Source organism: Hymenobacter mucosus, from assembly GCF_900188255.1.
In the GTDB taxonomy this organism is placed as follows: Bacteria; Bacteroidota; Bacteroidia; order Cytophagales; family Hymenobacteraceae; genus Hymenobacter; species Hymenobacter mucosus.
Genome location: NZ_FZNS01000007.1, coordinates 104,401 through 123,338, shown reverse-complemented (window position 1 = coordinate 123,338; position 18,938 = coordinate 104,401). Strand labels below are relative to the sequence as shown.

Genomic DNA, 18,938 nt, shown 5'->3' with positions numbered 1-18,938 from the left:
CGTTTTCTACCCTGCTGCTAAGGCCGGTACGGGCGGCCCACGACCAGCTTATTGCCCGCTACATCTACTTCAAATAGGTGCGGGATGCGGCGGTAGTGGCCCCGGATATCTTTATGACTGTGCAACGACATCAGCAGTTGCCCATCAAATGTGTGAAACAACATGCCATGCCCGTAGTTGGGTGGCGTAATAGGGGCTGGCTCTTGCACCCAGGGTCCATCTAAAGTGCCACTAGAGGAATAGGCCACGCCTTGGGTATATGCGTCATATATCCAGCTTGTCCAGATCATCCCCAAGCGTCCGGTGCCAGTCCGGAACAGGTAAGGACCGTCGGTTACTTTGTTTGGCCGGTCCTGGCCGTTTTTGTCCTTTTCCCGGCTCCACGGTGCATCACTAGCCCGGAAGAGTAGCTTTCCTTGCCCGATAGATCCACTCAAGTCAGGCTTCAATTCAATCTTTTCGATGGTTCCATTGAGATTCTGCAACCATTCATAGCAGTATACCAAGTAAGGCTTGCGGTCTTTATCAATCCAAAGGGTGCCATCGAGGGTAGGCTTATTGGCTGGCAGATACGTAGCGTCCTTCATGGGTACATAGGGGCCCGTGGGCTGGTCGCTGACTAGTAAATGGCTGGCCCGACGCTCAATGGCAATGCCCTGAACAGTATCAATCTTAACGCTTTGATTGGTGAAGGTGGCAAAGTAATAGTAGCGTCCTTGGTAGGGATGAATTTCAGCCGCCCAGATCATTGGGTTTGGTCCCATCCAAGACGTAGGGTCTGGCTTAGTCACGGAGTATGGTCCGTCCCAAAACCGCAAATCCTTGCTTTTCCAAAGTAATCCACCCGTCCCGGTCATGTAATACTGGTGGGTTTTCTGATCGGCTAGAATAAAAGGGTCGCTTAACCCAATAGAATCCAACGGAACCTGCAGGCGCAGGTCTGGCCGCTTGGTGCCCTGCGCCCAGACGACCATGGGCAACAGCCAACAGCCGAGTAGCAGCAACCAATAAGATGCTCTACTTGGTGGATACAACTGGCGAGGAAAAAGCAAGCGCATAGGAGGAAAAGCAATTGTTAGTCAATAAGTTAAAAGCGCTTATCGGGAGATGGGTAGTATGCGGGAAAGGTACAGACTTCCATTGGCCCTAGGGGAGCCATTTTCGTCATAATAGGGTCCTGCATTCGACTGACTAAGCCTTTGCACTTCAGTTGCTATCAGGCGTGCTGTTCACTTTGCCTCTGTAAAAGAAATGCCAGCCAACCTGCTCGCGTGGGAAGTTGTGCTAATACAACAAGGGTAGCTGACCAATTCAAGGTATCCGCCAATGTCGTCTTGGATAGAATAGCTACGAGTGAAGGAGGATAGTAAAATGAGCGTTTTTCAGTTACACCAGCGCCGTTCCAAACACCAAACAGACAGAAAAAGGCGTGGCAAATGAGTTGCTTGGGTAGGGAGTATTTAACAATAGGCTAGTTGTTCGTTACGGAACTGAAGCTATTACTATTCCGGGATGTAGTCGTAGCAGTATAGTGCCCTACGATGGCAACTCAGATTCGTGGTAGAATAAGCTGGCCGCAGCAGGGCTAGCTCCCAGCCAGCGGTAGGGTCAAGTAGGCCGTAGTGCCTTGGCCGGGGGTACTGGTCAGCCGGAAACTACCTTGCTGGCGCTCGGCCAGCCGGCGCACCAGCGGCAGGCCCAGGCCGGTGCCGCGCTGCTCCGGCAGGCGCGGGGCCAGCCCGGTACTGGCATCCTGCGTGCGTAAGGCAGCTAACTGGGCGGCGCTCAGGCCGGGACCAGTGTCGGTCACGAGCAGCTCCAACCCGTGGTCGGCCGTGCGGGCAGCCAGGGTGATGGTGGAGCCCAGCGGGGCAGCCTGAAGGGCATTACCGAGCAGATTGCGCAGCTGGGTGAGTACCATGTTGCGGTCGGCCCGAAGTAGGGGCAAGCCGGGGAGAACGACCACCTGCAGGGTTATCTGACGGGCACGGGCAGCAGGGGTATAAAGGGCCGCCACTTCGTCCAGCAGCTCGTCGGCGGCCAGGGTTTCGGGCTGGTAGGCTAGCTCCCCACTTTGGTTAGCGGCCCAGTGCAGCAGGTTGTTGAGCAAGCCGGTGAGCTGGCCGGTGGTCTGGCGTACCTCAGCCGTTACCTCCGCCAACTCGGCGGGGTCCGGGGGGCCGGTCCGGCGGTAGTAGTCGAGCAGGGTAGCTAGACCTTCGAAAGCCGCAAGTGGGGCGCGCAGATCATGACCAATAATGGAGTAGAGACGATTCTGAGTGGCCTGGGCGGTACGCAGACGCGCCGCTAGGCGGCGGGTGGTGCGCAGGGCCAGGGCTACGCCACCTAGGGCCAGGGCTAGCCCGGCGGCTCCCAGCCCGGCCCAACGTGCGACCTGATGCTCCTGCTTGCCAGACTGTGTCAACTCCCCAATACGAAGTTCTTTGAGGCTGGTGCGGTAGCGGGTTTCTGCATCGGCCACCGCCAAGCGCTGCTGGCGGCCACTGAGCGTGTCGGCCAGGGCCATGGCGCGGCCCTGGGCTTGGTAAGCACTGTCGTACCAGCCCTGGCGGGCGTAAGCGGCCGCCAGCAGGTGCAAGACCTGGCTGAGAGCCTGGGGTTCCTGGATATGAGCATGGCGCCGGCTGAGGGGCCGCAGCAGAGCAGCGGCGGCCAGGTAGTCACCCTGGCGCATCCACTCGCGGGCCAGCATCATGCCCAGCCGGTCGCGCCGCCCGGGTTCGGGTACTGAGTCATGGCTGGCTTGAACGCGAGCGGCGTACCCGGCAGCGGGCGGGCCACTAGCCCGGCTAACCCAGCCGGCTTGCAGCTGGGTTAGCCGGGCGGACAACTCGTAGTAGCCTAGCTCAACCCGAAACTCAGGGCCAGCGGCCGCCCTGAGCCGGGGTAGTAGCATAGCGGCGCGGGCCAGGGCGGGGCCGGTGGCGCGGGTGCGGGCGGCCAGGCAGCCCTGGGCTTCCAGTACGGCCAGGGCGCTGGCGTGGGCCAGTAGGTCGCGGTCGGTGGGGCGGGCTTGCAGGCGGCGGCTTAGCTCGGGTTGCGGCTCGGCGGCTAAGGCGCGCAAGTGGTCGGGGCGGGTGGGGAGTAGGTAAGGCGCGTAGCCATTGAGGGTAGTGGCCCACTCTTGGGCGGCATCTTCCCAATTGTAGCGGCGCTGGGTACGCAGAGCCGCCAGGGCCTGCTCGTAGTGGCTAGCGGCTAAGGCGGGCTCGCCCTGCTCGTGGAGGGTTTCAGCTAGCAGCGTATGCACCCAGGCCAGGCCACCTAGCTTTTGAGGGGCGCTGTCGGGGGGGCACTGGTAGGCGCGGCGCGCCAGGTCATAGCAGCGCAGGGCGGCGGGCAAGCGGCCCTCGGCCCGCCAAGCCTGGCCCGCGTTGGCGTAGTGACCAGCCAAGTTGACGCCCACAGCTCCCCGGTGGCCATCCACCACCCGGAACGCGGCCCGAGCGGCGCTGTCTGGAAAGGCCGTGGCCAGCACCCGTGCCGCGTGCAGAAACGTCAGCCGGGCACTGTCGTAGTGCTGGCGGCGCCAGTGCAGCTCGGCCAGCCGGCCCAGCACGGAGGCCTGCTCAAGTGGTAGGGGCTGGTGGAGCGTCTCACCTAGTCGGGCGGCGGCTCGCAGGGGGGCCAAGCCTGAGTCGGGGGTAGCCGCGTAGCTTTGATAGATACCAAAACGGCGCAACTGCCGGAAGCGTAGCTCGGCCGGGGCCGGGGCAGCCAGGGCCACCCGCAGTCGCCGCAGGTCAGCATCGCGCCCCGCCCCGGGGTCGAGTAGGCGCGCGGTAAGCCAGGGCGCTGGAGGGGCCGGCGGGGTGGGCTGGCAGGCAGGGCCCGCCAGGACCAGCAGTCCAGCCAGTACTCTGGCCGTTCTACCTAGCCACCGGCCTATCCGAAACCGCTTCATGCTCTGTTGGCTGGTAGGTACGACACGGGAAAGAAAACTGTATATAGCCCCTCTATTGCACCAGCCGTAACAGCGCGTCGCGGTGCGTGCGGCTCACAGGCAAGTCGGCTCCGGCCGCCGTGGCTGGGGCTACCGAGCCTGCAATTTCGCCGGCCAATATCCGCCCCTGCGCTGTCAGGGTGAGGGGCAGCGGAGATTCAATGTCACCTAACAGCAGCCAGATGGGAGTAGCGGAAGCAGGCATTCTGGGAACAAGTACGAGGAGTTGGCAGGGAATACTACAAAATTACGTTAATCTCATTAGTATCAGAGTAGTGGTGCCGCCGCATTTGGTCCGCAACGCGGTGGCTAATGGCCCGGGTGGTATGCCAATAATAAGTTTTTTGCGCCGCTACGCGCAGATGATCTGCTCGTTCCTATTCCAGCCCTTTGGCAGAAGGCAATTATTTCCCACGGCTGCGCTTCATGCGGCTCCTATAGGGAGGTTTTGTAGGCTTGGTAATATATAATTTCTACAGTTATCGCCTGCCTTTTTGCAGTTGGGAATATGTTCCTGTGGTAGCCTTTAACATGCCTGATCTTTCTTATGCTCGCTCGTTGGCCTAGCGCCGGCAGCCCCGGTTTTCGAACCCTATTATCTTATCGGTCAATCAACCTATCTTAGCTATGAGTCAGACTCTTAGCGAAGTGGTGGTGCTTGTAGAGAAGCTACCTGATTCTCGCACGGCCCATTTATAGCCCGTTATCGACTTTCTGAAAGCCCAGGGCAATGGCCCCGCCAGCAGCGACGAGTTTAGCTACAATTGGGGCGGCTAATCGATACCCAAAGAAAGAGCGGCTAGCTAGCCGCTCTTTCTTTGGGTATCGATTAGACACAAGCTTATTTTTTCAGAACTCGGATGCTGACGCGACGGTTGATAGCTCGTCCTTCCGGGGTGGCATTGGTAGTGAGAAAATACTTGCCGCCATAACCCTTGGCCTCTATCCGGCCCATATTAATCCCGACACTACCTACAGCCAACATAGCGGCTTTGGCCCGGTCTTCACTGAGCCGAAAGTTCTTAAGGGAGCTACCCGTGCTATCTGTATATCCTCCAAATTTCACCCTTGCTGTCGGAAATTCCCGCAGAATGCTGGCAATGTTGCGTAATTGCTCCCCAGAGCCTTTTGTTAAAATTGCTTGGTTAGATTCAAAATAGACCCGGTCGCAGTTGATCCAACCTTTCGTGCGGTTCACCGAGTCAACCTGCATATTCGCGTCAGCTAGAAACCGATAAAGTCGGTTCTCCGTGGAGTTTTCACCCACCTTTAGGGTCCTTCCATCAGCGAGTTTAAGAAGGGTAGGCCGGCCCGTGTGGTAGATATAGGTGTCCGTTGCCAGATCATAGCGTCCAGGGAGTAGAACAGCCTCGTCTGGTTCGTTTCTGCGGATAGTCCGTTTGTTATTTCCAGGGCTACTCGCCAACGCGGGAGTACTCGTGGCTGGCGAAGTGCTAGTGGCGATAAGCGAGGCAGTTGACACCGGGGTTGTCGTCGTTGTCTCGTCTTGGGTAGGAGAAACGGGCGACTTTGGATCATGCCCTATTGCGTAGCCCAGGCCAATTGCCAGCACCAACAAGCCGCCTAACTGCCAACGTAGCTTAGTTGGAGAACTATTTTGGCCGGTGTTGGTGCCCTCACTATAGGTTGTAACTGAGGCCGTGGGCGCCGGAGCCGAAGCCGTCTTTTTTACTATGGGTTCCGCGGACGGCCGACGGCTATAGGCAGGTACGGCCTGTAGAATTTCTGTTTTCTGGCTCAGCATCCAGGTCAAGAGCTCAAATTCGCGCAGTTGGTGTTGAGCAGCAAGTTCTCCCACTGCACCCAGCGTTACGGCCATGGTATAGCCTAGAATTGTCTCTCCTTCCACTGGCCTGATACCGGTGGCGGCCGCTAAGCAATGCGTGATCATCCCATAAGCATCATCCAGAAGGGTCTCCATCAAAATACTGCACCGAGCTCCCCAGCCCGTGGTGGTCAGTACCATTCCATTGTGAGGAAGTCCAGCCGCCGCCGCTTCATGCGCTAACTGCCCTACCACATCCACTTGGCGTTCCGCTTGCCCCATGCTCAGCAAGCTGTTGACAGCCAAAGGAATAGTATGACCTAGTGCTAATTTGACCTTCTCTTCTTCCGCTTTAAACTTTATACTTAATAAGCTGATGACTTCGCTGGAAAAACAACTCCTTACTACATCCAACACCTTTTGTTCCATCACTATTATGCTAAGTAGATTATAGCTAAAGGTACCGCTTTACGTATAATAATATTATTTCTCCAAATGATATTATTCAGTAGTTGTTAGTCATCATCGGTCAATCAATATGCTATTAGCGGGGCTAAGCGTACCGCAATACACCCAACTCGCACAACAACTGGATAGTATTTGTCGCGTGCGGCATTTAGAAGGCTAGCTACACTGGCCCTTTCATCCTGCTCGCTCTACTATGGTGCTCTTTACGAGCAACTCTGTGGCTACCTCTTCGCCTTATGCGTGGCGCAAGAATAATGGGTGCTACGTAAGCCGTGAACCAGGCGCCAATCAACGCCTTCTTAAAGCGCCTGCAGCCTAAGCAACTGCCCAAACGGGAGCCGTACCGTCAGTCGCTACCCAGCTGTGGCGGCAGTTGGCACGTTCAGGTATTCCTAATCGTGCTGGGCCACGTGATTGGTGCTCTTCTAGTCTTATAATTGCTGTAAGCTCCTCCATGCACTGCCCTCACGTTGATCTAAGTGGGCTTCCTAGATTAAAATTGTATTAAAGCACCGCTACTTTTCTACGAAGAGTCCCGTACTAGTACCCATACATCACTGGCTAGTCCTCCGCTCGTTACCTGCCTAGCTGCGAACGACAGGCGACCAGCTGTAGTTACTTCTTCGCTAGTCGGTAGTTATGAAAGAAACCCGCGACAGTATTGCTGACATTTGGGGCCCGCGCACAGGATACGAAGGCCAGTGGCCCGAACGCGTGGACGAACGGGTTGAAGAAGAACCCGACCATTGGGTACAATCAGCCTGCGTACTGTGTTCCAATGGCTGCGGCTGCGACATTGGAGTAAAAGACGGTCGCATCGTGGGAGTGCGTGGGCGGGCCGCCGACAGCGTCAACCATGGCCGCTTAGGACCAAAGGGGCTGCACGGCTGGGTAGCTAACAACAGCCCAGACCGCCTGACCAAACCCCTCATCCGCCGCAATGGTCAGCTAGAAGAAGCTACCTGGGATGAGGCTATGAGCATGATTGTGAGTAAGTCCAAGAAGCTGATTGACGAACACACCGCAAGTTCTATTGGCTTTTATACCTCGGGGCAGCTGTTTCTGGAGGAGTACTATGCCCTAGGAATTGTAGGCAAAGCTGGCCTCGGCACCCCGCACATGGATGGTAATACCCGATTGTGCACCGCGACGGCCGCGGCGGCCCTGAAAGTGTCTTTTGGCTCAGATGGGCAGCCGGGTTCCTACTCGGACCTCGATACTACAGAGGCCATCTTGCACGTAGGTCATAACATTGCCTCCCAGCAAACGGTGCTGTGGATGCGCGTACTTGACCGCCTCGCCGGGCCTAACCCGCCCAAGTTGGTTGTCATTGACCCCCGTGCCACCTACACCGCCGAGAAGGCAACGGTGCACTTAGCCCCGCGTGTGGGTACCAATATTCCGGTGATGAACGGGCTGCTGCACCTGATTATCGAGGCTGGGTACATCAATCAGGAATACATTAAAGCCCATACCCTGGGCTTTGAGGAATTAAAGCAGGTAGTAGCCAAGTGGACGCCCAGCCGGGTAGAGCAGCTTACTGGCGTGCCGGCCGATAAGCTGCGCGAAGCAGCTCGTATCCTGGGCACTTGCGAAAGCCTCGTCTCGACGGCCTTGCAGGGCGTCTACCAGTCTATGCAGGCTACAGCGGCGGCCGTGCAGGTCAACAACCTTCATTTGTTACGCGGCCTCATTGGCCGTCCCGGCAGCGGCATCTACCAAATGAACGGCCAACCTACAGCCCAGAATACCCGCGAGTGCGGCGCTGACGGCGACTTGCCAGGCTTCCGCAACTGGGGTAACGAAGAGCATATTCAGCAGTTGGCCGACCTGTGGAACGTTCATCCCGACCAGATTCCGCATTGGTCGCCACCCACGCACGCCATGCAACTCTGGCGCTACTGCGAGCAGGGCTCCATCAAGATGCTGTGGATCAGCGGTACCAACCCGCTAGTTTCGCTGCCCGACCTGGCACGAGCCCGCAAGATTCTCGCCAAGGAAGACTTGTTCGTGGTAGTGCAGGATGCCTTCTCCACGGAAACCACAGCCCTGGCCGACGTAGTACTGCCCGCCGCTATTTGGGGGGAGAAAACCGGCTGCTTTACCAACGTGGGGCGCACGGTGCATATTTCCCATAAGGCCGTTGACCCGCCGGGCGAAGCCCGCTCCGACTTCGATATCTTCGTGGAGTACTCCCGGCGCATGGATTTTCGAGACAAAGATGGTAATCCACTGCTGACCAGCACCTGGCAAACGACTGAAGACGCCTTCAATGCCTGGCGCGAGTGTACCCGTGGCCGCATCTGCGACTACACCGGCATGAGCTACGCCAAACTCACGGGCGGTTCGGGCATTCAGTGGCCCTGCAACGAGCAATACCCCAATGGCAAGACCCACTTGTACGAAGATGGTGTTTTCAGCACCGACATCGACTACTGCGAAACCTACGGTCACGACCTCGAAACCGGAGCACCTCGCACCAAGGACGACTACAAACTCCTTGACCCCAAAGGCAAAGCCTTTTTGAAAGGCGTGGATTATGAGCCTCCCCACGAGGAGCCCGACGAGAGCTATCCATTGTGGCTAACCACGGGCCGGTTGGTGTACCATTTCCACACGCGCACTAAAACGGGCCGTTCGAAAGAACTGCACGCTGCGGCACCGGATAGCTACGTGCAACTCGCTACCGAAGACGCCGCCCGCTACGGCATTGTTGAGGGCGATATGATAGAAGTGGAGTCACGCCGGGGCAAGATATTGGAGCCTGCTCGCGTGGGCGACATTGAGCCGGGGCTGGTTTTTATTCCCTTTCACTATGGTTACTGGGACAAGTCTGATCGGCCGCGCGCGGCTAATGAACTGACGTTGACTGAGTGGGACCCGGTCAGCAAGCAGCCCCACTTCAAGTATGCTGCCGTCCGGATTCATAAAGTTCACGCCTAGTTCCGTTCTACTTATGCTTCTTAGCCACTACCTAGGGCTGCTTGAAAATAGCGAAAAGCAGCTCTCCGACGCCTTTGAGTACGTTTCCCGGAAGCACAAAGATGAGCCGGATATTGAGCAAATCTGCCAAAAGCTCTCGGCTTGGTCGCGTGAGCACCATGGCAAAGTCATGAGCTTTTGCCAGAAGTACTCCGAACAGCAAAGCAGCGAGCCTGATAAACTAAAGCGCGACTTGTTTGCCGAGAAGCGTAGCGGGAGCCTAACCCTGTTGCGCGACCTGCACGACTTGTGGCTACTAGCTCAGGAAGTACAGTTGTGCTGGATTGTCATCCGCCAAGCGGCTTTGGGCCTGCGCGATGAGGAACTGAAAGCCACCCACGAGTTTTGCAACGCCCGCACCAAGCGTCAAAGTGACTGGCTACTCGGCCGCATCAAACAAGCTGCACCCCAAACGCTGCTGGTGGCCGAGCAATAGGCTAGCTTTCGCCTGTGTTTCTTTACAAGAAGGATACTGCGTTGTACTTACTTGAAACAGGACGTTCTTTTTAGTACCTCGTGCAGCTAAGCATATTGTTCATGGCAAAAAGGTAGCCGTTCCCGGTTTTGAGACGACAATTGTACTAACGCGCTCTGGGATAATCGACATACCCTTTTTCTTCGCCAGCATAGTACGTATTCTGGTCTCCCTGCGCCAGCGGCAGGTGGTGTGCGAAACGCTCTACCAGGTCTGGATTGGCAATGTAAGGGATGCCAAATGACACCAAGTCAGCCAGACCGGCTTCGAGAATGGCATTACCCGACTCCTGTGTGAACCCCCAATTAGCCATCAGCCTTCCACGGTAATTCTGGCGAAAATGATTGAAATAATCATTCTGCAACACCTCGACTGGCGTACCGGTTAAGTCTTCCGCCGGGCCGACAATGTGTAGATACGCTAAGTTGTAATCACTCAGCTTCTGTAGGAGGTAGCGGAACGTGGGAATGGTTTCCTCATCCGGCGTCATAATGCCTACGTGACTGATGGCCACAGGTGTAAACTTGATGGCTACGCGGGTGCTGTCCCAGATTTCGAGCACAGCATCCAGGATTTCAAACACAATGCGGGCCCGGTTTTCAATGCTGCCACCGTATTCATCCGTTCGTTGATTGGTGGCTACACTTAAGAATTGAGGAATTAGCATGCCGGCTTGGGCGTGTACTTCCACTCCGTCGAAGCCGGCATCTTTCGCGTTTTTAGCGGCCTGCTTATAGTCTTGGATGGTCTTTTTGATTTCTGCCGCAGTAAATTCCCGAGGGGTGAGCGAGTCCTTGAAGCTTTCCGGAGTAAAAGACCGGGTTCGGGGATTAATGGCGGAAGGGCCGGCGGGTAGCTGTCCATTGAAGAAATCCGGATGGGAGGCTGCCCCAATATGGCCGAGTTGGGAGAAGATCAGCCCACCGTTCGCATGTACTGCTTGGGTTACGCCTTTCCAGCCTTCTATCTGTTCGGGGGTATAAATTCCCGGTACATTGATAAACCCAATAGCGTGAGCATTCACCCAAGTGCCTTCGCTCAGGAGCAAACCCGCGGAGGCACGCTGCGCATAATATTCCGCCATCAGCGGAGTGGGTACTAAACCGGGGTTGGTTGCCCGGCCACGCGTAAGAGAGGCCATTACCACCCGATTCTTAAGCGTTAGTGTGCCTACCTGGTAGTTTTCTAATAGAGGTTGTGCTGCTGTTTCCATGCTTTTTTCGGCAAACTTAGGAGGCCTGCCAGGGCAGCACAATACGGGAGAATGGAATGGCATAGGGCTAAATTTATCCCCTCTACCGGATGGAAGAACAACCTCTATCTTTGAGGAAAGTACCCTTGTGATGTACAAACGAAAGATACCCCTGACGATGGACTGCGGCCTGCACTTGACGAAGGAAGTGCTAAATGGCAAGTGGAAACCCGCGTTGCTGAACGCCATTGCCCTGGGGGTGAGACGGCCAAGCGAGATCCTACGCTTGTTGCCGGGTGCCACCCGCCGGGTGCTGAGCGTGCAGCTAAAAGAACTGGAGGAACACGGGATGATTGAGAAAAAGACCTATCCGCAACTGCCGCCAAAAGTAGAGTATTCGTTGACGGAAATTGGCTGGTCGCTCATGCCTATCATTGATGCTCTGAACCAGTGGGGCGATACGCATCGAACCTTTTTAGAAACCGTAATTAGGCAGGATCCCAAAGTGGTTCATATTACAAAATCAGCTTGCCAGCTTCAGCACCTCTCAGTAGGTGAGCAGCAGGTAGGGTAAGTAGGTTGCCTACGTTCAGGCTAGTTCCATTATCAGCAGATAGCAGGGCGGTGGCGAGACTGCCCACGCTCATTTGGAAACAGTGCTTCATCTGCCTTTAGTTAACGACTGATAAGTAAACGTTATCAGTCGTTATTAAATTGAAGCTTAGCGTAGCTAATTTGGTCGGTCTACTCCTTATATATATAGTCGCCTAAAAACAGTGACTGCCAACAGTGCTTTTGCCAGTTACAATAGCTTATTCCGTACAGAGCTCGGTAGGCGAATTATTCTTAGATGCTCTGTGTGAATAATGGATAGTGTCTTGGCTTAAGGAAAGCTGACTTCTTTTCCCCAGATAACAATTTGTTCATCTGCGTGCCATGGCCTTAGCTGTGTGTGCTGCGTTGCATAGATTACTGTTGATTTGCTGAAGCACTAGCCTTATGAATTCCTCGCTTGTCTCCATCATCCTGTTAGCGGTTAGTGGGCTGGTGTTGTTTCTGTATGCTGTTAGTCGCCTGGCCTTAGCGCTGCGCCATGTAGCTGGCGACCGAGTGAAAGGCATCCTCGACCGTTTCACCAGAACGGTACCCATGGCTATTCTAACTGGCACCGTAGTAACGACCCTGCTCGACTCTTCATCCGTTGTTATCATTTTGGCCATTGCACTGGTAAGTGCTGGGGCGCTGCCGTTTCGTAATTCTCTCGGAGTAGTACTTGGGGCTAATATTGGTACCACTATTTCCAGTCAGCTATTTGCCTTTGACTTAGGGCAATACGCGGTGGTAGCCATGCTGCCAGGCTTACTGATGTTGTCGTTGAGTAAAAAGCGGCAGGGCCGTACGGCAGGAAGGGCGTTGTTCTGCTTTGGCTTGCTGTTTTTTAGTTTGTTTTTGATTGGGGAAGCGGCAGCTCCGCTTAAAGATTACCAAGGGGTGCAGGCGTGGTTGCTGAAGTTGGAAAACCCTGTTCGGGGCGCCGGGACTGGGGCTCTGCTGACCCTGATTATACAATCATCATCAGCCACGCTTGGAATGGTAATTAAACTGGCTGCCAAGGGTCTTCTCTCCTTGCCTGCTAGCATTGCCGTAATGCTAGGCGCCGAGTTAGGCACCTGCTCCGACACACTACTTGCCACTGTTGGACGAGGACGACCAGCTTTGAAAACGGGGTTGTTCCACTTAGGCTTTAATATAGTATCCATCAGTTTAGGCCTGCTGCTAATTGACCCGTTTACAACACTGGTATTACGTATTGCGGGCCATACTGACGTAGCCCGCCAGATTGCACATGCCCATGTGCTATTCAATGTAACGGGAGTAGTACTGGTTGCTCCATTACTTCCGTTGTGTCAACGTCTATTAGAAGCCTGGCTACCAAACCGAGACTCGGCTCCCACTATAGCAGTTCAACCCGCATAGTGGGGGTGTCCTAGCCCATGCAGATGCTAAAAAAATAGGATATATGCTCTGGAAAGCAAATTCCTAAACCGTGCGGCTTTTACTGCCGCTGTCACCTAGTTAGTGAGATTCTGCTGGTCTAATACTCAGCTAACAAGGAGCAAATAACATTGCTTTATGTAAGTAATAAATGGCAAAAAAAGGTTATTTTTATGCTATATACTTAATTATACTACTTTTAACACTTTAAATTAATTACTGCCAGAGTACCGTTATGGTTGTACCTCCGTTCAGCTTGCTATCAATTTCGCCACCCGAACGCGTAGAAAACGAGGTTGAATTGTTATGTCAGCTATTTGCTCAAGGTCTTACAACGGCACATATCCGCAAGCCAGATTGGTCTTCGGATGAGCTAACGAACTACTTGCAACAGATACCAGCAGTATATCTCCACCGCGTAGTAGTCCATAGTGCATACGAGTTAGCGCTTCAGTTCCCTATAAAGGGCATTCACTTAACAGAGAGCAGCCGTCGGCAGCCTACTATTGGCACGCTACTGCAGAAGCTGCGCAGGCGTAGTATATCGGCCTCATTTCACGATCTGAACGCAATAGCTACTGATCGACGGCAATACGACTACGTGCTTTTAAGTCCCATTTTTGATAGTGTTAGCAAAGAAGGGTATAAGAGCAATTTCTCTTTAGCAGAAGTACAAAATACCCTGGCTGGCTGGCAGCGCCACAACACGTACATCCCGCAGGTAATAGCGTTGGGCGGTGTACTACCCAGCAATATCAGAAGCATCCAGCAGGCAGGGTTTGCCGGTGCAGCGGTGCTGGGCGGTATTTGGCAGCAACCAGACCCTATTGTAGCCTTTAAAAATCTACAGGCAGAAATCAATCAACTCAACATCCAATAGCCAGTAAACAGCTGCGTAGTGTACAATTGCAACTCTACATCAAGGCGTGGTCCCAGTCTTTCCATACTGGCTCGTAGCCTTGCCGGCGGAGCATGGCGGCAATTTCGGCGGGGCTACGCTCGTCGGATATCTCAAATTGCTCTAATGACTCTGGCTCCACGATATACCCACCCGGGTTCGTTTTGGACCCAGCACTAATAGATGTTATACCCAACCTAATGATGTGGTCGCGGAACGTTGGCGTTTCGCGGGTGGAAATAGACAACTCCACTTCCTCATTTAGCAACCGATAAGCACAAATTAACTGTACCAGCTCCCGGTCCGACATTTCTACTTTGGGCTGTACTAGTCCTTCCGCGGGACGCAGGCGGGGAAACGACAAGCTATACTTTGTTTGCCAGTAGGCCCGCTCTAAGTAATCGAGGTGAAGGGCGGTATAAAAGCTGTCGGTGCGCCAGTCTTCCAAGCCAAACAGCACTCCCAGACCCATCTTATGAATTCCAGCCTGGCCTAGTCGGTCGGGTGTTTCGAGGCGGTAGTAAAAGTTGGACTTCTTTCCCTTGGGGTGATGCTTCTTATAGTCTTCCTGATGGTAGGTTTCCTGGTATACTAACACGGTGTTTAGGCCTTCTTGCATAAGAATCTCATAGTCAGACTTATGCAGTGGCTGCACCTCCATCGACAAGTGAGCGAAATGCGGCCGCAAGGTGCGCAGTGCTTTTTGCAGGTAGTCTACTCCTACTGTCTGGTTGGCCTCCCCCGTTACCAGGAGCACATGCTCGTAGCCCCACTCCTTCAGCACTGCCGCCTCCCGCAGGATTTCAACACTACTCAACGTGCGCCGGCGAATTGCATTATCGAGGCTGAAGCCGCAATAGGTGCAGATATTCTGGCACTCGTTCGACAAATACAAAGGCACGTAAAGCTGCATGGTATTACCGAACCGTTTGCGCGTCAGCTGGTGACTAAGCTGGGCCATTTGCTCTAAATAGGGCGCGGCGGCCGGCGAAATCAAGGCCTTAAAGTCTTCCAACGTCCGCTTAGGCGTACGCAAGGCATGCTCCACATCGGCGGCAGTTTTAGCGTAGATGCTGCTTTTGGTAGCATCCCAGGAGTAAGTATCGAAAACCGAACGAAAGCTCATGTTAATCGAGGAAGGCGGTTAGAGGACTACTAGCGGAGGCATGGGCTACTGGCTCCGCTAGGCGGGCTTCGTACGCTATGCGGCCAGCTTCCACGGCTAGCCGGAACGCTTGCGCCATTGCCACGGGTTGGCCCGCCACCGCAATGGCCGTATTCACTAGCACCGCATCGGCACCTAGCTCCATGGCTGCAGCGGCGTGCGAGGGAGCCCCAATGCCTGCGTCTACCACCACGGGTATCCGACTCTGACCAATGATAATTTCCAGGAACTCTCTAGTTAGCAAGCCTTTATTACTACCAATAGGAGCTCCCAGGGGCATAACGGCGGCCACACCTGCCTCTTCCAGCCGCTTGCACAGCACAGGGTCGGCATGGATATAGGGCAAGACTACAAAGCCCTGCTTCACCAGTTCCTCGGCGGCTTTCAGCGTCTCCACGGGGTCGGGCAGGAGGTATTTGGGGTCAGGATGAATTTCCAGCTTCAGCCAGTTGGTTTCGAGAGCTTCGCGGGCTAGTTGGGCAGCGAAAACGGCTTCCCTCGCCGTACGCACCCCCGACGTATTGGGCAGTAGCTGAAACTGCTCGTGGCCCAGGTGACGCAGCAAATCATCTTCGGCGTCCGCTACATCAACGCGCTTCAGGGCGACGGTCACGAGCTCCGAACCCGAGGCTAGCAGCGCCTCCTCCATTAAAGCGGTGGAGCTGAACTTACCGGTGCCCGTGAAGAGGCGGGATGAAAACTGCCGATCGGCAATAACAAGGGGCTGAGAAGTCATATGTGAGTAACCTGGGGGTACAATTGGTCAAGAAAAAGCGCGGCTTCGGCGGCAGGGTCGGCAGCGGTAGAGATGGCGCCCGACAATGCCACGCCGTGCAGTCCTGCTTCCAAGAGCAGACCCACATCGGACTTTAGGATGCCCCCAATAGCAACAATAGGCACGGTGATACCAGCGGCTCGCACTTGCTGCAACAGGGCCTGATAGCCAGCCAGCCCTAGGAGGGGGCTTAGCTTCTGCTTGGTGGTAGTGAAGCGCAACGGCCCCAAACCAATGTAGTCGACGCCAACCGCTGCCAGCCGCTCAATATCCTGGAAGGTATTGGCCGTGCCCCCAATGATGAATTTCGGCCCGAGCAAAGCACGCGCACTGTCGGGGGCCATATCTTCCTTGCCCAGGTGCACGCCATCGGCTCCTATTGCGCGGGCTAGGGCGGGGTTGTCGTTGATCAGCAGGGTAGCCTTGTAGCGCCGACATACCTGCTGGGTGGCACGGGCTAGCGTTTCCCAGTCGGCGGCCGACGCGTTTTTCACCCGCAGCTGTACCCACCGAACCCCACCCGCACAGGCTTGCTCCGCCTGTTGGGGAGTAGCCGCAATGAAATGTAGTTTGCTTATCCTCATGGCATTACCTGGATGAAACATGATACCCCAACAGCGTTGGATTACTACCCAAGACGGTGGCCGTGTACTCCTTGCCCGCTCGGCAGGCCTCCACCAACGACGCCCCTTTGGCAAGGTGCGCTAGCACTGCCGCAGACAACACGCACCCGCTCCCGTGCTTCTCCCCCTGGGGCAAGCGGGGGGCAGAAAATAGGTGCTCCTCCCCGTTCATCATGAGTACATCCGTGGCAAACGGCCCCGCCTCATGGCCGCCTTTCAGTAGCACAGGGCAAAACGCACTAACCTCCCGAGCCGCTTGCAAGGCGGTATCGGCCGGCCAAAGCCGTAGCATTTCCGGTTGGTTGGGCGTCAGTAAGGTTAGGGAGGCGCATGCCGCCCGCACCAGCTCCCGCGGTGGCCCCTGGTGAAACTCGTAGCCCGCACTTGCCTTCAGCACCGGGTCCCAGATGATGCGCACTTGCGGGTTTTGGTTTTGCAGCCACCCTAGTAGCTCCGGCAGGTACGCCAGGTTTTCAAATAATCCAATCTTCACACAGCCAATAGGGAAGCGCGCAAACAACAGCCGGGCCTGGGCTAGAATATCTACCGAGGAAACCCAACTCACGCGCTCAAAGGCTAGGTCGTTTTGGAAGGTAAGGGCGGTACATACCCCCAAGCCATATACTGCGTTGCTTTCCAGCGTTTTGCAGTCGGCCAGCAAGCCAGCTCCGCCGCTAGGGTCGAAGCCGGCAATGCTGAGAGCGTACGGGCGAAGCGAAAACCTGGGCAAAGCGCTACAGGTAGATTTCACTGCCCCTGTCCACAAACTCCCGGGCTTTCTCCGCCAGCCCTTTCGTCAAGGCTTCGTCGGCGGCTACCTCCTGCTGCGCGGCAAAGTCGCGGACCTCCTGGGTGATTTTCATGGAGCAGAAATGTGGGCCGCACATGGAGCAGAAGTGCGCAACTTTCGCCCCATCGGCCGGCAGGGTTTCGTCGTGGTACTCGCGGGCCGTGTCGGGGTCCAAGGAAAGGTTGAACTGGTCTTCCCAGCGGAACTCGAAACGGGCCTTGCTGAGCGCATTGTCGCGGTACTGAGCGCCTGGGTGACCTTTTGCCAGGTCGGCGGCGTGGGCCGCAATCTTATAGGCAATGACCCCGTCTTTCACGTCCTTTTTATTAGGTAGGCCCAGGTGTTCTTTAGGTGTCACGTAGCAGAGCATAGCCGTACCAAACCACCCAATCATGGCGGCCCCAATGGCCGAGGTAATGTGGTCGTAGCCGGGCGCAATGTCGGTGGTGAGCGGACCCAGCGTGTAGAACGGCGCCTCGTGGCACTCCTTGAGCTGCTTGTCCATGTTGGCCTTAATCAGGTGCATGGGCACGTGGCCAGGGCCCTCAATCATTACCTGCACCTCGTGCTTCCAAGCAATCTTGGTCAGCTCACCCAGAGTTTCCAGCTCCGCGAATTGAGCCTCATCGTTGGCATCGGCAATAGAGCCCGGCCGCAGCCCGTCGCCTAGGGAGAAGGCCACGTCGTAGGCCTTCATGATTTCGCAAATCTCTTCGAAGTGCGTGTACAGGAAGTTTTCCTGGTGGTGGGCCAAGCACCACTTGGCCATGATAGATCCTCCCCGTGACACGATGCCGGTCACGCGCTTGGCCGTGAGGGGGATGTAGGGCAGGCGCACCCCGGCGTGAATGGTGAAGTAGTCTACCCCCTGCTCAGCTTGCTCAATGAGCGTATCCCGGAATAGCTCCCAAGTCAGGTCTTCGGCCTTGCCGTTCACTTTCTCCAGGGCTTGGTAAATGGGCACGGTACCCACCGGCACGGGGCAGTTGCGGATAATCCACTCGCGCGTTTCGTGAATGTTCTTCCCTGTCGAAAGGTCCATGAGCGTATCGCCGCCCCAGCGGCAGCTCCACACGGCCTTGTCTACCTCTTCTTCAATACTAGACGTTACGGCCGAGTTGCCGATGTTGGTGTTAATCTTTACCAGGAAGTTGCGCCCAATAATCATGGGCTCACTTTCCGGATGGTTGATGTTGGAAGGAATTACGGCGCGGCCCGCCGCCACCTCGGCGCGTACAAACTCCGGGGTGATATAGCCCTGAGGCGTGTTGGCGCCAAAGCTATGCCCCTGGTGCTGAACTCGCAGCGCATCATCAGCCATTAGCTGGTCGATGCGCTGGTTTTCCCGGATGGCAATGTACTCCATCTCCGGGGTGATAACGCCCTGGCGAGCATAGTGCAGCTGCGTTACTGTGCGGCCCGCCTTGGCCCGCAGTGGGGGCCGAATATGCTCAAATCGCAACTCATCCAAGCGAGCGTCAGCAGCGCGCTGCTGTCCGTATTCGGAGGATATACCAGGCAGCTTTTCTACGTCGGCGCGGTCCAGAATCCACTTTTCGCGCAGGCGAGGCAAGCCTTTTTTCAGGTCGATGGTGACGGTGGGGTCGGTGTAGGGGCCGCTGGTGTCGTACACCGTCACGGGCGGGTTGTGCTCAGTAGGGTTGGTGAAATCAAACTTGCGCTGGGTATCCGCCAGCACTATTTCGCGCATTGCCACCCGAATGTTGTGGAGCTGGCCGGGCACGTAGATCTTGCGCGAGCCAGTCAGGGGCGCGCGTTCCACCAGCGTTTGCTGGGGGGCGTGGTCTTTTTTCATCGGAAAGGA

At 55.8% G+C, this 18,938-nt stretch carries 15 protein-coding genes; 5 read left to right on the top strand and 10 right to left on the bottom strand.

All coding sequences use genetic code 11. The features are described 5' to 3' along the window. Positions 1–17: 17 nt before the first annotated feature. From CHB83_RS16795 to CHB83_RS16780, 4 genes are all read right to left on the bottom strand, one after another. Positions 18–1,058 (bottom strand): glycoside hydrolase family 43 protein, encoded by a 1,041-nt coding sequence (locus CHB83_RS16795; protein WP_317044797.1) that lies wholly within the window; start codon positions 1,056–1,058, stop codon positions 18–20. Between the two features lie 527 nt (positions 1,059–1,585). Continuing rightward, positions 1,586–3,925, bottom strand: a complete 2,340-nt coding sequence (locus tag CHB83_RS16790) for a sensor histidine kinase (protein ID WP_089333458.1) — start codon at positions 3,923–3,925, stop codon at positions 1,586–1,588. A gap of 52 nt (positions 3,926–3,977) precedes the next feature. Continuing rightward, a complete protein-coding gene (locus CHB83_RS16785) occupies positions 3,978–4,169 on the bottom strand; it encodes a hypothetical protein (protein ID WP_089333457.1) in 192 nt (63 codons plus the stop codon). A 636-nt stretch (positions 4,170–4,805) separates the two neighbouring features. Further along, positions 4,806–6,179, bottom strand: coding sequence for an OmpA family protein (locus tag CHB83_RS16780; RefSeq protein ID WP_089333456.1), 1,374 nt, complete (start codon positions 6,177–6,179; stop codon positions 4,806–4,808). 678 nt (positions 6,180–6,857) lie between these two features. Between CHB83_RS16780 and CHB83_RS16775 the strand changes: the two genes are divergently transcribed. Beyond that, a complete protein-coding gene (locus tag CHB83_RS16775) occupies positions 6,858–9,161 on the top strand; it encodes a molybdopterin oxidoreductase family protein (protein WP_089333455.1) in 2,304 nt (767 codons plus the stop codon). A gap of 13 nt (positions 9,162–9,174) precedes the next feature. Then, on the top strand, positions 9,175–9,636 hold the full coding sequence (locus CHB83_RS16770; RefSeq protein ID WP_089333454.1) for a molybdopterin oxidoreductase: 462 nt from the start codon (positions 9,175–9,177) through the stop codon (positions 9,634–9,636). Between the two features lie 145 nt (positions 9,637–9,781). Here the strand turns inward: CHB83_RS16770 and CHB83_RS16765 are convergent, their stop codons facing one another. Further along, a complete protein-coding gene (locus CHB83_RS16765; RefSeq protein ID WP_089333453.1) occupies positions 9,782–10,888 on the bottom strand; it encodes an alkene reductase in 1,107 nt (368 codons plus the stop codon). A gap of 130 nt (positions 10,889–11,018) precedes the next feature. Here CHB83_RS16765 and CHB83_RS16760 point away from each other — a divergent pair, with 130 nt between their 5' ends. The 3 genes from CHB83_RS16760 (at position 11,019) to CHB83_RS16750 (ending at position 13,742) form a co-directional block, all read left to right on the top strand. Then, entirely contained in the window at positions 11,019–11,441 is a 423-nt protein-coding gene (locus tag CHB83_RS16760; RefSeq protein ID WP_089333452.1) for a winged helix-turn-helix transcriptional regulator, read from the top strand. A 425-nt stretch (positions 11,442–11,866) separates the two neighbouring features. Then, a complete protein-coding gene (locus CHB83_RS16755) occupies positions 11,867–12,844 on the top strand; it encodes a Na/Pi cotransporter family protein (protein WP_089333451.1) in 978 nt (325 codons plus the stop codon). A 253-nt stretch (positions 12,845–13,097) separates the two neighbouring features. Then, positions 13,098–13,742, top strand: coding sequence for a thiamine phosphate synthase (locus CHB83_RS16750; protein WP_089333450.1), 645 nt, complete (start codon positions 13,098–13,100; stop codon positions 13,740–13,742). A gap of 34 nt (positions 13,743–13,776) precedes the next feature. Here CHB83_RS16750 and thiH read toward each other — a convergent pair whose 3' ends face one another. From thiH to thiC, 5 genes are read right to left on the bottom strand one after another with little or no spacing between them, the layout of a single operon-like run. Next, positions 13,777–14,886: a 2-iminoacetate synthase ThiH gene (thiH, locus tag CHB83_RS16745; RefSeq protein ID WP_089333449.1), complete on the bottom strand. Its 1,110-nt coding sequence runs from the start codon at positions 14,884–14,886 to the stop codon at positions 13,777–13,779. A gap of 1 nt (position 14,887) precedes the next feature. After that, positions 14,888–15,661, bottom strand: a complete 774-nt coding sequence (locus tag CHB83_RS16740) for a thiazole synthase (RefSeq protein ID WP_089333448.1) — start codon at positions 15,659–15,661, stop codon at positions 14,888–14,890. Beyond that, entirely contained in the window at positions 15,658–16,284 is a 627-nt protein-coding gene (locus CHB83_RS16735; RefSeq protein ID WP_089333447.1) for a thiamine phosphate synthase, read from the bottom strand. The genes CHB83_RS16740 and CHB83_RS16735 overlap by 4 nt, the downstream gene beginning before the upstream one ends. A 4-nt stretch (positions 16,285–16,288) precedes the next feature. Continuing rightward, positions 16,289–17,053, bottom strand: coding sequence for a bifunctional hydroxymethylpyrimidine kinase/phosphomethylpyrimidine kinase (gene thiD / locus CHB83_RS16730; RefSeq protein WP_179225548.1), 765 nt, complete (start codon positions 17,051–17,053; stop codon positions 16,289–16,291). 4 nt (positions 17,054–17,057) lie between these two features. Next, positions 17,058–18,929, bottom strand: a complete 1,872-nt coding sequence (thiC, locus tag CHB83_RS16725; protein ID WP_089333446.1) for a phosphomethylpyrimidine synthase ThiC — start codon at positions 18,927–18,929, stop codon at positions 17,058–17,060. Positions 18,930–18,938: the final 9 nt, after the last annotated feature.

What these genes read in the sequence shown, in the direction of transcription:
- CHB83_RS16750 (WP_089333450.1), top strand. Translation starts at nt 13,098, where the DNA reads ATGGTTGTACCTCCGTTCAGCTTGCTATCAATTTCGCCACCCGAACGC.
- CHB83_RS16790 (WP_089333458.1), bottom strand. Translation starts at nt 3,925, where the DNA reads ATGAAGCGGTTTCGGATAGGCCGGTGGCTAGGTAGAACGGCCAGAGTA.
- thiH (WP_089333449.1), bottom strand. Translation starts at nt 14,886, where the DNA reads ATGAGCTTTCGTTCGGTTTTCGATACTTACTCCTGGGATGCTACCAAA.
- thiC (WP_089333446.1), bottom strand. Translation starts at nt 18,929, where the DNA reads ATGAAAAAAGACCACGCCCCCCAGCAAACGCTGGTGGAACGCGCGCCC.
- CHB83_RS16755 (WP_089333451.1), top strand. Translation starts at nt 11,867, where the DNA reads ATGAATTCCTCGCTTGTCTCCATCATCCTGTTAGCGGTTAGTGGGCTG.
- CHB83_RS16770 (WP_089333454.1), top strand. Translation starts at nt 9,175, where the DNA reads ATGCTTCTTAGCCACTACCTAGGGCTGCTTGAAAATAGCGAAAAGCAG.
- CHB83_RS16795 (WP_317044797.1), bottom strand. Translation starts at nt 1,058, where the DNA reads ATGCGCTTGCTTTTTCCTCGCCAGTTGTATCCACCAAGTAGAGCATCT.
- CHB83_RS16780 (WP_089333456.1), bottom strand. Translation starts at nt 6,179, where the DNA reads ATGGAACAAAAGGTGTTGGATGTAGTAAGGAGTTGTTTTTCCAGCGAA.
- CHB83_RS16775 (WP_089333455.1), top strand. Translation starts at nt 6,858, where the DNA reads ATGAAAGAAACCCGCGACAGTATTGCTGACATTTGGGGCCCGCGCACA.
- CHB83_RS16765 (WP_089333453.1), bottom strand. Translation starts at nt 10,888, where the DNA reads ATGGAAACAGCAGCACAACCTCTATTAGAAAACTACCAGGTAGGCACA.
- CHB83_RS16735 (WP_089333447.1), bottom strand. Translation starts at nt 16,284, where the DNA reads ATGAGGATAAGCAAACTACATTTCATTGCGGCTACTCCCCAACAGGCG.
- CHB83_RS16760 (WP_089333452.1), top strand. Translation starts at nt 11,019, where the DNA reads ATGTACAAACGAAAGATACCCCTGACGATGGACTGCGGCCTGCACTTG.
- CHB83_RS16785 (WP_089333457.1), bottom strand. Translation starts at nt 4,169, where the DNA reads ATGCCTGCTTCCGCTACTCCCATCTGGCTGCTGTTAGGTGACATTGAA.
- CHB83_RS16740 (WP_089333448.1), bottom strand. Translation starts at nt 15,661, where the DNA reads ATGACTTCTCAGCCCCTTGTTATTGCCGATCGGCAGTTTTCATCCCGC.